At 43.3% G+C, this 17,108-nt stretch carries 2 protein-coding genes; one reads left to right on the forward strand and one right to left on the reverse strand.

What is annotated here, in order from left to right; all coding sequences use genetic code 11:
* Nucleotides 1-25 precede the first annotated feature (25 nt).
* Nucleotides 26-15,022, reverse strand: a complete 14,997-nt coding sequence (locus MST30_RS01110; RefSeq protein WP_243472573.1) for a CLIPPER-2 domain-containing protein — start codon at nucleotides 15,020-15,022, stop codon at nucleotides 26-28.
* 452 nt (nucleotides 15,023-15,474) lie between these two features.
* On the opposite strand from MST30_RS01110, the gene MST30_RS01115 reads away from it, so the two are divergent.
* Nucleotides 15,475-17,064: a peptide chain release factor 3 gene (locus tag MST30_RS01115; RefSeq protein ID WP_243472574.1), complete on the forward strand. Its 1,590-nt coding sequence runs from the start codon at nucleotides 15,475-15,477 to the stop codon at nucleotides 17,062-17,064.
* Nucleotides 17,065-17,108 lie beyond the last annotated feature (44 nt).

Below are 17,108 nucleotides of genomic sequence, written 5' to 3' on the forward strand. Positions count from 1 at the left end.
CTGTCTTTTTTCTATAGTTGTTTACTTATCTATTTATATATAACCATCCTACTCTTGGTTCTGATCCATCACCTAAGTCAAGTACATAATAGTATGTTCCTACAGGTAACTCATCAGATTGTCCCATCACTGCTCTTCCATTAGTAGTACCACTCCAATCGTTAAGATATCCTCTCTTAGAATAAACTACATTACCCCATCTATTGTATACCTCTAACTTATTATTAGGGAATCGCTCTAAACAATCAATAATAAAGGTCTCATTGACACCATCACCATTCGGTGAGAATTCGTTGTAAATTGTTAAACATATTGGATCTACAGCTGCCGAATCTTCGTCATTACTAGGGTTAACATCATCACCTCCATCGGCACTTGATACAAATGCTGAATTCAAATAATCACCAATACCTAGAACTTCCACCGTAATCTGAAGCATTTCTACCTGGTCAGGATCAAGTTGTGCTATGGTCCATTCTCCATCAAATTCTGAATAAGTTCCTTCTGTTTCATCTATTAAAGGCTGCTGTGTCACTGGATCTAACGCAATAATATATCCGCTTGGAATTTCTTCACTAATAACAATATTAGTTGCAGTGACATTTCCAATATTAGCTACCTCTATCAAGAATACCACTTCATCTCCTACAGTAGGTTGTACACTAAGTGGTACAAATTGACCATTAACTAATGTTCCAACAGATTTGGTTACTTCTAAATCAAACAGAGAGTTTACTGGTGTTACAGTTGGATCATCTGGATCACCATCACCATTGTTATCGGTGTCATTAGTGTCATTAGGATCATCACTCGTATCTGTAACATCATCTGTTGGATCTCCTAAATCACCACTAGGACCTTCTGCACTTACAGTTGCAGAATTTGTTACAAAACCTGTATCTAAATCAATTTGTGTAATTTGATATGTAGCTGTAAATGTTGTACTATCAACTTCACCTGGGAGTAACTGCGCAATTGGTCCACCAACTAAGTTTAGTCCTGGTAATAAATCCTCTACTTCAATATTAGTTAATGTTACATTACCAGTGTTTTCAACAATAAATACATATGAAATAATATCGTCTAAACTACCTTCAATACCATCACCGTTTGTATCTTCAAGAGGTAATGTTGTCTTAATAAGACTTATCATTGGTACTTGAATAATTTCAGTATTAGTTACATCATCTTCTGTATTACCATCTGTATCATCTCCATCATCACTATCATCAGACACACTACCTCCTAAAGGATCTGTTCCACTAGCAACAGCTTGATTTGTAACTATACCAGCATCAATATCAGCTTGAGTTAATGCATATGTTGCTGTGTAAACTATTGTTCCTGAACCTACAATCATATCTTCTAGATCTGCTTCACCATCTTCATCACTACCACCACTTACATACGTTGGTGTTGGCAATAATCCTGTTCCTGTGAAATCTGCAGCGTCTTCTGTAACATTTATATCAAATAATGTTACATTACCCGTGTTAGTAACTGTATATGTATATGTGATAATATCACCTACATCAGCAACACCATCTGCTCCAGTATCTAAACTGCTTATCTTCTCAATATCCATACTTGGTAATTGTGGTACTGCAGTATCTGTTGGGTCATCATTACTTGTTGGATCCGTTGGATCATCACTATCATCACTAACACCTCCATCTAATGGGTCAGTACCTACAGCTATAGCTTGGTTAGTAACTATACCTGCATCAATATCAGCTTGAGTTAATGCATATGTTGCTGTATAAACTATTGTTCCTGAACCTACAATCATATCTTCTAAATCAGCCTCACCATCTTCATCACTACCACCACTTACATAAGTTGGTGTTGGTAATATTCCTGTTCCTGTGAAGTTTGCAGCATCCTCTGTAACACTAACATCAAAAATTGTAACATTACCCGTGTTAGTAACTGTGTATGTATATGTTATGATATCACCAACAGTTGCTATACCATCAGCACCTAAGTCCAAACTACTCGTTTTATCGATAGATAATATTGGTAATTGTGGAATTACAGTATCTGTTGGGTCATCATTACTTGTTGGATCCGTTGGATCATCGCTATCATCAGTAACTCCATCTCCTAAAGGACCTGTTCCACTAGCAATAGCTTGATTTGTAACTATACCTGCATCAATATCTGCTTGAGTTAATGCATAAGTTGCTGTGTAAACTATCGTCCCTGAACCTACAATCATATCTTCTAAATCGGCTTCACCATCTTCATCACTACCACCACTTACATAAGTTGGTGTTGGCAATACTCCTGTTCCTGTGAAGTCTGCAGTGTCCTCTGTAACATTTATATCAAATAATGTTACATTACCGGTGTTAGTAACTATGTATGTATATGTTATAATATCACCAACTGTTGCTATACCATCAGCACCTAAGTCCAAGCTACTCGTTTTTTCAATTGCTAACATTGGATCCTGTGAAATCGTCGTTTCTGTTGGATCGTCACTCGTGTTGCCGTCCAGATCATCTCCATCATCACTCGTGTCATTGACTGTGGTGCCGGCTGGACTGTCTCCGTCCGCTACTACACTGTTGCTTACACCTCCGGCATCTACATCACTCTGTGTGATCTCGTAGGTCGCCGTATACGTCGCCGTTTCACCCACCTGTAAGGTCCCTTCTAAACTGCCTAAATCTGAACTTACAAACGTTGGACCCGTTAGCGTGAGTGGGTTGCCGTTGCCATCCACGAAGGTATCTGTTAAGGCTACGTTCGTTAAGGTGACGTTACCCGTGTTCGCTATAGTGATTGTATAGGTCAGCTCGTCTCCTAAGCTTGCCCCGGCTGGTAGCACATCATTGCTGATCGCTACAACCTTAACGGCTTCTATACTTGGGGATTCTGCTATCGTCGTTTCTGTTGGATCGTCACTCGTGTTGCCGTCCAGATCATCTCCATCATCACTCGTATCGCTAACTGTGGTGCCGGCTGGACTGTCTCCGTCCGCTACTACACTGTTGCTTACACCTCCGGCATCTACATCACTCTGTGTGATCTCGTAGGTCGCCGTATACGTTGCCGTTTCACCCACCTGTAAGGTCCCTTCTAAACTGCCTAAATCTGAACTTACAAACGTTGGACCCGTTAGCGTGAGTGGGTTGCCGTTGCCATCCACGAAGGTATCTGTTAAGGCTACGTTCGTTAAGGTGACGTTACCCGTGTTCGCTATAGTGATTGTATAGGTCAGCTCGTCTCCTAAGCTTGCCCCGGCTGGTAGCACATCATTGCTGATCGCTACAACCTTAACGGCTTCTATACTTGGGGATTCTGCTATCGTCGTTTCTGTTGGATCGTCACTCGTGTTGCCGTCCAGATCATCTCCATCATCACTCGTATCGCTAACTGTGGTGCCGGCTGGACTGTCTCCGTCCGCTACTACACTGTTGCTTACACCTCCGGCATCTACATCACTCTGTGTGATCTCGTAGGTCGCCGTATACGTTGCCGTTTCACCCACCTGTAAGGTCCCTTCTAAACTGCCTAAATCTGAACTTACAAATGTTGGACCCGTTAGCGTGAGTGGGTTGCCGTTGCCATCCACGAAGGTATCTGTTAAGGCTACGTTCGTTAAGGTGACGTTACCCGTGTTCGCTATAGTGATTGTATAGGTCAGCTCGTCTCCTAAGCTTGCCCCGGCTGGTAGCACATCATTGCTGATCGCTACAACCTTAACGGCTTCTATACTTGGGGATTCTGCTATCGTCGTTTCTGTTGGATCGTCACTCGTGTTGCCGTCCAGATCATCTCCATCATCACTCGTATCGCTAACTGTGGTGCCGGCTGGACTGTCTCCGTCCGCTACTACACTGTTGCTTACACCTCCGGCATCTACATCACTCTGTGTGATCTCGTAGGTCGCCGTATACGTTGCCGTTTCACCCACCTGTAAGGTCCCTTCTAAACTGCCTAAATCTGAACTTACAAATGTTGGACCCGTTAGCGTGAGTGGGTTGCCGTTGCCATCCACGAAGGTATCTGTTAAGGCTACGTTCGTTAAGGTGACGTTACCCGTGTTCGCTATAGTGATTGTATAGGTCAGCTCGTCTCCTAAGCTTGCCCCGGCTGGTAGCACATCATTGCTGATCGCTACAACCTTAACGGCTTCTATACTTGGGGATTCTGCTATCGTCGTTTCTGTTGGATCGTCACTCGTGTTGCCGTCCAGATCATCTCCATCATCACTCGTATCGCTAACTGTGGTGCCTGCTGGACTGTCTCCGTCCGCTACTACACTGTTGCTTACACCTCCGGCATCTACATCACTCTGTGTGATCTCGTAGGTCGCCGTATACGTTGCCGTTTCACCCACCTGTAAGGTCCCTTCTAAACTGCCTAAATCTGAACTTACAAATGTTGGACCCGTTAGCGTGAGTGGGTTGCCGTTGCCATCCACGAAGGTATCTGTTAAGGCTACGTTCGTTAAGGTGACGTTACCCGTGTTCGCTATAGTGATTGTATAGGTCAGCTCGTCACCTAAGCTTGCCCCGGCTGGTAGCACATCATTGCTGATCGCTACAACCTTAACGGCTTCTATACTTGGGGATTCTGCTATCGTCGTTTCTGTTGGATCGTCACTCGTGTTGCCGTCCAGATCATCTCCATCATCACTCGTATCGCTAACTGTGGTGCCGGCTGGACTGTCTCCGTCCGCTACTACACTGTTGCTTACACCTCCGGCATCTACATCACTCTGTGTGATCTCGTAGGTCGCCGTATACGTTGCCGTTTCACCCACCTGTAAGGTCCCTTCTAAACTGCCTAAATCTGAACTTACAAATGTTGGACCCGTTAGCGTGAGTGGGTTGCCGTTGCCATCCACGAAGGTATCTGTTAAGGCTACGTTCGTTAAGGTGACGTTACCCGTGTTCGCTATAGTGATTGTATAGGTCAGCTCGTCTCCTAAGCTTGCCCCGGCTGGTAGCACATCATTGCTGATCGCTACAACCTTAACGGCTTCTATACTTGGGGATTCTGCTATCGTCGTTTCTGTTGGATCGTCACTCGTGTTGCCGTCCAGATCATCTCCATCATCACTCGTATCGCTAACTGTGGTGCCGGCTGGACTGTCTCCGTCCGCTACTACACTGTTGCTTACACCTCCGGCATCTACATCACTCTGTGTGATCTCGTAGGTCGCCGTATACGTTGCCGTTTCACCCACCTGTAAGGTCCCTTCTAAACTGCCTAAATCTGAACTTACAAACGTTGGACCCGTTAGCGTGAGTGGGTTGCCGTTGCCATCCACGAAGGTATCTGTTAAGGCTACGTTCGTTAAGGTGACGTTACCCGTGTTCGCTATAGTGATTGTATAGGTCAGCTCGTCACCTAAGCTTGCCCCGGCTGGTAGCACATCATTGCTGATCGCTACAACCTTAACGGCTTCTATACTTGGGGATTCTGCTATCGTCGTTTCTGTTGGATCGTCACTCGTGTTGCCGTCCAGATCATCTCCATCATCACTCGTATCGCTAACTGTGGTGCCGGCTGGACTGTCTCCGTCCGCTACTACACTGTTGCTTACACCTCCGGCATCTACATCACTCTGTGTGATCTCGTAGGTCGCCGTATACGTCGCCGTTTCTCCGACTTGTAAGGTCCCTTCTAAACTGCCTAAATCTGAACTTACAAATGTTGGACCCGTTAGCGTGAGTGGGTTGCCGTTGCCATCCACGAAGGTATCTGTTAAGGCTACGTTCGTTAAGGTGACGTTACCCGTGTTCGCTATAGTGATTGTATAGGTCAGCTCGTCTCCTAAGCTTGCCCCGGCTGGTAGCACATCATTGCTGATCGCTACAACCTTAACGGCTTCTATACTTGGGGATTCTGCTATCGTCGTTTCTGTTGGATCGTCACTCGTGTTGCCGTCCAGATCATCTCCATCATCACTCGTATCGCTAACTGTGGTGCCGGCTGGACTGTCTCCGTCCGCTACTACACTGTTGCTTACACCTCCGGCATCTACATCACTCTGTGTGATCTCGTAGGTCGCCGTATACGTTGCCGTTTCACCCACCTGTAAGGTCCCTTCTAAACTGCCTAAATCTGAACTTACAAATGTTGGACCCGTTAGCGTGAGTGGGTTGCCGTTGCCATCCACGAAGGTATCTGTTAAGGCTACGTTCGTTAAGGTGACGTTACCCGTGTTCGCTATAGTGATTGTATAGGTCAGCTCGTCTCCTAAGCTTGCCCCGGCTGGTAGCACATCATTGCTGATCGCTACAACCTTAACGGCTTCTATACTTGGGGATTCTGCTATCGTCGTTTCTGTTGGATCGTCACTCGTGTTGCCGTCCAGATCATCTCCATCATCACTCGTATCGCTAACTGTGGTGCCGGCTGGACTGTCTCCGTCCGCTACTACACTGTTGCTTACACCTCCGGCATCTACATCACTCTGTGTGATCTCGTAGGTCGCCGTATACGTCGCCGTTTCTCCGACTTGTAAGGTCCCTTCTAAACTGCCTAAATCTGAACTTACAAATGTTGGACCCGTTAGCGTGAGTGGGTTGCCGTTGCCATCCACGAAGGTATCTGTTAAGGCTACGTTCGTTAAGGTGACGTTACCCGTGTTCGCTATAGTGATTGTATAGGTCAGCTCGTCTCCTAAGCTTGCCCCGGCTGGTAGCACATCATTGCTGATCGCTACAACCTTAACGGCTTCTATACTTGGGGATTCTGCTATCGTCGTTTCTGTTGGATCGTCACTCGTGTTGCCGTCCAGATCATCTCCATCATCACTCGTATCGCTAACTGTGGTGCCTGCTGGACTGTCTCCGTCCGCTACTACACTGTTGCTTACACCTCCGGCATCTACATCACTCTGCGTGATCTCGTAGGTCGCCGTATACGTTGCCGTTTCACCCACCTGTAAGGTCCCTTCTAAACTGCCTAAATCTGAACTTACAAACGTTGGACCCGTTAGCGTGAGTGGGTTGCCGTTGCCATCCACGAAGGTATCTGTTAAGGCTACGTTCGTTAAGGTGACGTTACCCGTGTTCGCTATAGTGATTGTATAGGTCAGCTCGTCTCCTAAGCTTGCCCCGGCTGGTAGCACATCATTGCTGATCGCTACAACCTTAACGGCTTCTATACTTGGGGATTCTGCTATCGTCGTTTCTGTTGGATCGTCACTCGTGTTGCCGTCCAGATCATCTCCATCATCACTCGTATCGCTAACTGTGGTGCCTGCTGGACTGTCTCCGTCCGCTACTACACTGTTGCTTACACCTCCGGCATCTACATCACTCTGTGTGATCTCGTAGGTCGCCGTATACGTTGCCGTTTCACCCACCTGTAAGGTCCCTTCTAAACTGCCTAAATCTGAACTTACAAACGTTGGACCCGTTAGCGTGAGTGGGTTGCCGTTGCCATCCACGAAGGTATCTGTTAAGGCTACGTTCGTTAAGGTGACGTTACCCGTGTTCGCTATAGTGATTGTATAGGTCAACTCGTCTCCTAAGCTTGCCCCAGCTGGTAACACATCATTGCTGATCGCTACAACCTTAACGGCTTCTATACTTGGGGATTCTGCTATCGTCGTTTCTGTTGGATCGTCACTCGTGTTGCCGTCCAGATCATCTCCATCATCACTCGTATCGCTAACTGTGGTGCCGGCTGGACTGTCTCCGTCCGCTACTACACTGTTGCTTACACCTCCGGCATCTACATCACTCTGTGTGATCTCGTAGGTCGCCGTATACGTTGCCGTTTCACCCACCTGTAAGGTCCCTTCTAAACTGCCTAAATCTGAACTTACAAATGTTGGACCCGTTAGCGTGAGTGGGTTGCCGTTGCCATCCACGAAGGTATCTGTTAAGGCTACGTTCGTTAAGGTGACGTTACCCGTGTTCGCTATAGTGATTGTATAGGTCAGCTCGTCTCCTAAGCTTGCCCCGGCTGGTAGCACATCATTGCTGATCGCTACAACCTTAACGGCTTCTATACTTGGGGATTCTGCTATCGTCGTTTCTGTTGGATCGTCACTCGTGTTGCCGTCCAGATCATCTCCATCATCACTCGTATCGCTAACTGTGGTGCCGGCTGGACTGTCTCCGTCCGCTACTACACTGTTGCTTACACCTCCGGCATCTACATCACTCTGTGTGATCTCGTAGGTCGCCGTATACGTTGCCGTTTCACCCACCTGTAAGGTCCCTTCTAAACTGCCTAAATCTGAACTTACAAACGTTGGACCCGTTAGCGTGAGTGGGTTGCCGTTGCCATCCACGAAGGTATCTGTTAAGGCTACGTTCGTTAAGGTGACGTTACCCGTGTTCGCTATAGTGATTGTATAGGTCAGCTCGTCACCTAAGCTTGCCCCGGCTGGTAGCACATCATTGCTGATCGCTACAACCTTAACGGCTTCTATACTTGGGGATTCTGCTATCGTCGTTTCTGTTGGATCGTCACTCGTGTTGCCGTCCAGATCATCTCCATCATCACTCGTATCGCTAACTGTGGTGCCGGCTGGACTGTCTCCGTCCGCTACTACACTGTTGCTTACACCTCCGGCATCTACATCACTCTGTGTGATCTCGTAGGTCGCCGTATACGTCGCCGTTTCTCCGACTTGTAAGGTCCCTTCTAAACTGCCTAAATCTGAACTTACAAATGTTGGACCCGTTAGCGTGAGTGGGTTGCCGTTGCCATCCACGAAGGTATCTGTTAAGGCTACGTTCGTTAAGGTGACGTTACCCGTGTTCGCTATAGTGATTGTATAGGTCAGCTCGTCTCCTAAGCTTGCCCCGGCTGGTAGCACATCATTGCTGATCGCTACAACCTTAACGGCTTCTATACTTGGGGATTCTGCTATCGTCGTTTCTGTTGGATCGTCACTCGTGTTGCCGTCCAGATCATCTCCATCATCACTCGTATCGCTAACTGTGGTGCCGGCTGGACTGTCTCCGTCCGCTACTACACTGTTGCTTACACCTCCGGCATCTACATCACTCTGTGTGATCTCGTAGGTCGCCGTATACGTTGCCGTTTCACCCACCTGTAAGGTCCCTTCTAAACTGCCTAAATCTGAACTTACAAACGTTGGACCCGTTAGCGTGAGTGGGTTGCCGTTGCCATCCACGAAGGTATCTGTTAAGGCTACGTTCGTTAAGGTGACGTTACCCGTGTTCGCTATAGTGATTGTATAGGTCAGCTCGTCTCCTAAGCTTGCCCCGGCTGGTAGCACATCATTGCTGATCGCTACAACCTTAACGGCTTCTATACTTGGGGATTCTGCTATCGTCGTTTCTGTTGGATCGTCACTCGTGTTGCCGTCCAGATCATCTCCATCATCACTCGTATCGCTAACTGTGGTGCCTGCTGGACTGTCTCCGTCCGCTACTACACTGTTGCTTACACCTCCGGCATCTACATCACTCTGCGTGATCTCGTAGGTCGCCGTATACGTCGCCGTTTCTCCGACTTGTAAGGTCCCTTCTAAACTGCCTAAATCTGAACTTACAAATGTTGGACCCGTTAGCGTGAGTGGGTTGCCGTTGCCATCCACGAAGGTATCTGTTAAGGCTACGTTCGTTAAGGTGACGTTACCCGTGTTCGCTATAGTGATTGTATAGGTCAGCTCGTCTCCTAAGCTTGCCCCGGCTGGTAGCACATCATTGCTGATCGCTACAACCTTAACGGCTTCTATACTTGGGGATTCTGCTATCGTCGTTTCTGTTGGATCGTCACTCGTGTTGCCGTCCAGATCATCTCCATCATCACTCGTATCGCTAACTGTGGTGCCGGCTGGACTGTCTCCGTCCGCTACTACACTGTTGCTTACACCTCCGGCATCTACATCACTCTGTGTGATCTCGTAGGTCGCCGTATACGTTGCCGTTTCACCCACCTGTAAGGTCCCTTCTAAACTGCCTAAATCTGAACTTACAAACGTTGGACCCGTTAGCGTGAGTGGGTTGCCGTTGCCATCCACGAAGGTATCTGTTAAGGCTACGTTCGTTAAGGTGACGTTACCCGTGTTCGCTATAGTGATTGTATAGGTCAACTCGTCACCTAAGCTTGCTCCGGCTGGTAACACATCATTGCTGATCGCTACAACCTTAACGGCTTCTATACTTGGGGATTCTGCTATCGTCGTTTCTGTTGGATCGTCACTCGTGTTGCCGTCCAGATCATCTCCATCATCACTCGTATCGCTAACTGTGGTGCCGGCTGGACTGTCTCCGTCCGCTACTACACTGTTGCTTACACCTCCGGCATCTACATCACTCTGTGTGATCTCGTAGGTCGCCGTATACGTCGCCGTTTCTCCGACTTGTAAGGTCCCTTCTAAACTGCCTAAATCTGAACTTACAAACGTTGGACCCGTTAGCGTGAGTGGGTTGCCGTTGCCATCCACGAAGGTATCTGTTAAGGCTACGTTCGTTAAGGTGACGTTACCCGTGTTCGCTATAGTGATTGTATAGGTCAACTCGTCACCTAAGCTTGCTCCGGCTGGTAACACATCATTGCTGATCGCTACAACCTTAACGGCTTCTATACTTGGGGATTCTGCTATCGTCGTTTCTGTTGGATCGTCACTCGTGTTGCCGTCCAGATCATCTCCATCATCACTCGTATCGCTAACTGTGGTGCCGGCTGGACTGTCTCCGTCCGCTACTACACTGTTGCTTACACCTCCGGCATCTACATCACTCTGTGTGATCTCGTAGGTCGCCGTATACGTTGCCGTTTCACCCACCTGTAAGGTCCCTTCTAAACTGCCTAAATCTGAACTTACAAATGTTGGACCCGTTAGCGTGAGTGGGTTGCCGTTGCCATCCACGAAGGTATCTGTTAAGGCTACGTTCGTTAAGGTGACGTTACCCGTGTTCGCTATAGTGATTGTATAGGTCAGCTCGTCTCCTAAGCTTGCCCCGGCTGGTAGCACATCATTGCTGATCGCTACAACCTTAACGGCTTCTATACTTGGGGATTCTGCTATCGTCGTTTCTGTTGGATCGTCACTCGTGTTGCCGTCCAGATCATCTCCATCATCACTCGTATCGCTAACTGTGGTGCCGGCTGGACTGTCTCCGTCCGCTACTACACTGTTGCTTACACCTCCGGCATCTACATCACTCTGTGTGATCTCGTAGGTCGCCGTATACGTTGCCGTTTCACCCACCTGTAAGGTCCCTTCTAAACTGCCTAAATCTGAACTTACAAACGTTGGACCCGTTAGCGTGAGTGGGTTGCCGTTGCCATCCACGAAGGTATCTGTTAAGGCTACGTTCGTTAAGGTGACGTTACCCGTGTTCGCTATAGTGATTGTATAGGTCAGCTCGTCTCCTAAGCTTGCCCCGGCTGGTAACACATCATTGCTGATCGCTACAACCTTAACGGCTTCTATACTTGGGGATTCTATTCCGTTTACAGTTTCACTCTCATCATTATCAACAGGAGTATCTCCTGAACCATCATTTGTTGTATCAGCAGAACCATCAGCTTCAGCTGTATTGGTGTAAGAACCATTATCTAAATCTGCTTGTGTTACTGTATGAGAAACTGTATATGTCCATGTTTCGCCTACATCTAAAACTCCATCATCGTTACCTGGAGCATCTGCTCCTCTAACAGGTGCAGCATCTGCTGTGGCATCAACCATTGTTGGACTGTAAACATCAACGTTTCCACTATTAGTTAATGTTATTGTATAATTAATTACTTCACCAACAGTACTATATTCTGTTGTTAAAGCATTTCCGTCTATATCTGCAAATGTTTTAACAGTTGTAATGCTAGGATTAATAACACAACTTGTTGCTATACCAGGATCAGTGACAGCTGCATTAATTCCTAAAGAATAGTCTACACCTGCTTCTGTAACTAAACCGTTATTTGTATCTACTGAGGCAGGATCTGGTTCACCAAATTGTCCACCATCAGAACCTGAAACAAATGGATTATCATAAGCTTCATTTGCATCTGGACATCCATCGCCATCACTATCCGTGTTTTGAAAATCGAAACTTCCGTCTGTTAGTGTGTCTACTGGTGTTGTTGCTTCAGCTGTATCATCTGCGCCATTTCCATCTCCATCATTAAAACCTGTATCATTTGAATCTAAAATTCCATCACCATTTGTATCTAAAGCTCCATTTCCTGATTCATCTACATCGTAAATACCATCGTTGTCAGAATCTAAATCGACAACATCATTAACACCATCACCATCTGTATCTAGCATGAGACAATATTGCATTTCATAGAATTGCAAATCTACATTTTCTAATTCGTCTCCATCTTGTTGACCAACTGTCACGATGATTTCCGTAACAGGCCCAAGAACTGATATATTTATACTGTTCGATGGAGCAGCGGTATCTGCAGAAGCACCTGTAAAAGCACTTTGATTGGCAATTGTTAAACCTCCACCAATATTTATATCAGACAAATTAACAGGTACATTATCCGATCCATTTGTTGCTGTAAAATCAGCTCTTTCAAAATCCCCTAATCCGCCTAATTTAAAATTAACATTGTATACGGGTTGACTGAATGTGAAATAAAATCTAACTGTTTCACCTACTGGATAGTTTGTTCCATCTGCAACTATATTGATATATTCTCCGTCTGGCAAAATACTTGGGTTATTTTGATTTGAAACTCCGGTAAGGTTCCAGGCGGAACCTCCAAATGGTTCATATCCGAAAGTTACACTTGCACCTCCATAGGCATAAACGTTCGGGATATACTCTGGATTAAAATTTGATCCTGTATTATCTGCAAAAGTTTGACCTAAAGCAATTGGACCAGGAGAACAATCTTGCTCATAAATATTTAGTATACCATCATTGTCATTATCTTCATCACATATATCAGAAATTCCATCACCATCAGTATCTGTATTTCCTGAAGAAATTGCATTACAAGGGTCGCAAACAGTATTTATAGTTGGATCAGTTACCGATGGGTTGGTACCTATATCATAATTTACTATTCTACCTAAATCTACCAGTCCAGAGGCATCTACATTTGCGGGATCTGGAAATCCAAATTGCCCACCATCGATACCTGCAGCTGTAACATTACCATAGGCTTCATTAGCATCTGGACAACCATCACCATCACTGTCTGTATTTTGATAATCAAAGCTACCATCGTTTAAAGTATCTATTGGTGTTATTCCAGTTCCTGCAGTTGACGGTATACCTGTTGTAGAATCAACAACTCCGTCTGCCATACCATCATTATTTGCATCTACACCACCTACTTCATCTACATCATAAATACCATCATTATCTGAATCTAAATCTACAATATCATTAATACCATCTCCATCAGTATCTATAGCCAAACAATATTGCATTTCATAGAATTGTAATTCTACATTAGCTGCTTCATCTCCATTTTGTTTACCAACGGTAATTACTATTTCTGTAACAGGCCCAGCCACTTGAATAGCTATGCTATTAGCAGGCGCATTTGCATTTGATGATGCACCAGTAACAGCACTTTGTCCATTTATTATAAGGTTTGCTCCTATATTTATATCAGAAAGATTAACAGGAACATTATCAGAACCATTGGTTGCAAAAAAATCAGCTCTATCAAAATCATCGAGACCACCTAATTTAAAATTGACATTATATGCAGGTTCTGTAAATGTAAAATAATATCTAACAACTTCATTTTCTGGATAGGTTGTACCGTCTGCTATCGTATTGATGTACTCACCATCAGGTAATATGGCAGGATTATTTTGATTTGAAACACCACTTAGGTTCCAAGCGGATCCACCATAAGGTTCATAACCAAATGTTACACTTGCACCTCCATAAGCATAAATATTTGGAATAAATTCAGCGTTAAAATTGGATCCAGTATTATCAGAAAAAGTCTGACCCAATGTTAACGGTCCAGAAGAACAATTAACATCATAAGTATCTAAAATTCCATCATTATCATCATCTTGATCACAATAGTCGCTAATACCATCACCATCGGTATCTAAATTACCCGAAACTAATGCATCACAAGGATCTATATTCGTTACAACAATTGTGGCAATTGCTGTATCACATATTGTGTCATCTGCTTGTAAACATATTGTATATTCTACAAAATAGGTATTATCAGGTGTACTAGGAGGTACAACTATAGTACCATTATTATTAATGGCAACACCTGTCATACCACCATCATTACTTATACTAATATTGTTTGAGATATTTCCGTTTGTAGCTGCAACACCGTTTGCTAAATCTGTACCACTTCCATTATCAGCAAAAACACTAGGTGTTGTTGAACCAGGTATTGAGCTATTAATTGGAGTTGCAGAAAAATCGTCATCATTGGCAGTAATTGTAAAACAGCCTGCAATAATTGAATTGTCTGTAACCGCTGTATTTGTTCCTAATGAATAATCTACACCTATTTCTGTAACAAGTCCATCACCATCTACAGAGGCTGGATCTGGTTCACCAAATTGTCCATTATCTGATCCTGCTGCTGTATTACTACCGTAAGCTTCATTGGCATCTGGACATCCATCACCATCACTATCTGTGTTTTGAAAATCGTAGCTTCCGTCACTTAATGTATCTATAGGAGTAGTTGCTTCTGCTATATCATCTGCGCCATTTCCGTCTCCATCATTAAATCCAGTATCATTAGAATCAATCGTACCATCTCCATTTGTATCTAATGCTCCATTTCCTGCTTCAATTACATCGTAAATCCCATCATTATCAGAATCTAAATCTAAATAGTCTTGAATACCATCACCATCTGTGTCTGTAGGATTAGTTGAAGGATCATTATCTAGATCTAAATTTGCATCTTCTAAAACATCCAACACACCGTCATTGTCGTTATCAACGTCAATACCATTGAGAACTAAATCACCGTCGCAATCACCCGTCGGTGAAGTATCAGGACACTGAGCATTTAAGGTAGATACTGAGAAAAATGATAAAAAAGCAAGTATAAAAATGCTTTTTTCAATTTTGAAACAAAACGAGAATCGAGTAGAGATTTTCATATCATTATTATAGTTTGTGTACAATTCAATTTTAACATTTGATTTTTAGGTGTTCATATTTGGACACCTAAAAATCAAATTTTATAATTTAGAACCTTTATACCTCCGTATTTTAATCTATACAAAGGCACGTCATATCAAACTATAAAAAGTAACCCAACAAACTTAATGTTAGTACTTAACTATATAAAAAAAGAAGGAATTGCTATTAACCGACTTCATTTGTTACAAGTAAACTATTGATTTGGGACACATTCTATAGTAATACTAATTAAAGATTACTAATTCATAATTGTCTGAAAGTTAGTTAGAGAAAAATTATTGGAATTAAAAAATCGATGAATTGACAAATTTTCCCTTTTATAACAATAGAACTGCATAAAATCAAGATTATTTACATTTATAAAATATAATGTTATTGTTTATTTTAATTTTGCAACTTTATTTAATATATGAGTTTTAAAGAAGAAATAAACAGAAGAAGAACATTTGGTATTATATCTCATCCAGATGCAGGTAAAACTACACTAACAGAAAAACTACTTCTTTTTGGTGGTGCAATACAAGAAGCTGGGGCTGTAAAAAGCAACAAAATAAAGAAGGGAGCTACTAGTGACTTTATGGAAATAGAGCGTCAACGTGGTATCTCTGTTGCTACCTCTGTCTTAGCTTTTGAATATGATGGTATTAAAATTAATATTCTAGATACACCTGGTCATAAGGATTTCGCTGAAGATACTTTTAGAACATTAACGGCTGTAGATAGTGTTATAGTAGTTATTGATGTTGCCAAGGGTGTTGAGGAGCAAACTGAAAAATTGGTTGAAGTTTGTAGAATGCGCAATATTCCAATGATTGTATTCATCAACAAGTTAGATCGTGAGGGTAAGGACGCTTTTGATTTACTGGATGAAGTTGAGCAAAAACTTGGACTAAAAGTTACTCCCTTAAGTTTCCCAATAGGTATGGGTTACGAGTTTAAAGGTATTTATAACATATGGGAAAAGAACGTTAATCTTTTTAAAGGAGATAGCAAACAACATATTAATGACACAGTTGAAATTTCAGATTTAAACTCTGAAGAATTGGATAAACTCGTTGGTAATAAAGCTGCTCAAACACTAAGAGATGAAATAGAACTAGTTGAAGGTATCTATCCTGAGTTTGATAAAGAAGCTTATCTAAGCGGTAATTTGCAACCTGTATTTTTTGGTTCTGCTTTAAATAATTTTGGTGTACGCGAACTGCTTGATTGTTTCATAGAAATTGCACCAAAGCCAAGGGCTAAACAAAGTGAAGAACGCCTTGTACAACCTGACGAAAAACAGTTCTCTGGTTTTGTATTTAAGATCCATGCTAATATGGATCCTAATCATAGAAACCGATTGGCCTTTGTTAAAATTGTATCTGGAGAGTTTAAACGAAACACACCTTACCTACATGTAAGACACGATAAAAAGCTAAAATTCTCTAGCCCAAATGCTTTTTTTGCAGAAAAAAAAGAGATTGTAGATATCTCTTATCCTGGTGACATTGTTGGGCTACAAGACTCAGGTAACTTTAAAATTGGTGATACTTTAACAGAAGGTGAAGTACTTAATTATAAAGGTATTCCAAGTTTTTCACCAGAGCATTTTAGATACATTAATAATGCGGACCCAATGAAAGCTAAGCAGCTTTATAAAGGTATTGACCAATTAATGGATGAAGGTGTTGCTCAGTTATTTACATTAGATTATAATGGACGTAAAGTCATAGGTACTGTTGGTGCATTACAATATGAAGTTATTCAATATAGGTTAGAACATGAGTATGGTGCTAAATGTACTTATGAAAATCTTAATGTGCACAAGGCCTGTTGGGTACAAACAGATAATGAAAAGAGTGATGAGTTTAAAGACTTTTTAAGAGTAAAACAGCGCTATTTGGCCAGAGACAAACAAAATCAATTAGTATTTTTAGCAGACTCAATGTTTACGCTACAAATGACACAACAAAAATACCCAAGTATTACTTTTCACATGACTTCTGAGTTTGAATAAAAATGTAAGAAAGTTTTTCTTTTTAGTTAAATTAAATTGCTTTT

The sequence above is a fragment of the Winogradskyella sp. MH6 genome (assembly GCF_022810765.1).
Lineage (GTDB): Bacteria > Bacteroidota > Bacteroidia > Flavobacteriales > Flavobacteriaceae > Winogradskyella.

What these genes read in the sequence shown, in the direction of transcription:
- MST30_RS01115 (WP_243472574.1), top strand. Translation starts at nt 15,475, where the DNA reads ATGAGTTTTAAAGAAGAAATAAACAGAAGAAGAACATTTGGTATTATA.
- MST30_RS01110 (WP_243472573.1), bottom strand. Translation starts at nt 15,022, where the DNA reads ATGAAAATCTCTACTCGATTCTCGTTTTGTTTCAAAATTGAAAAAAGC.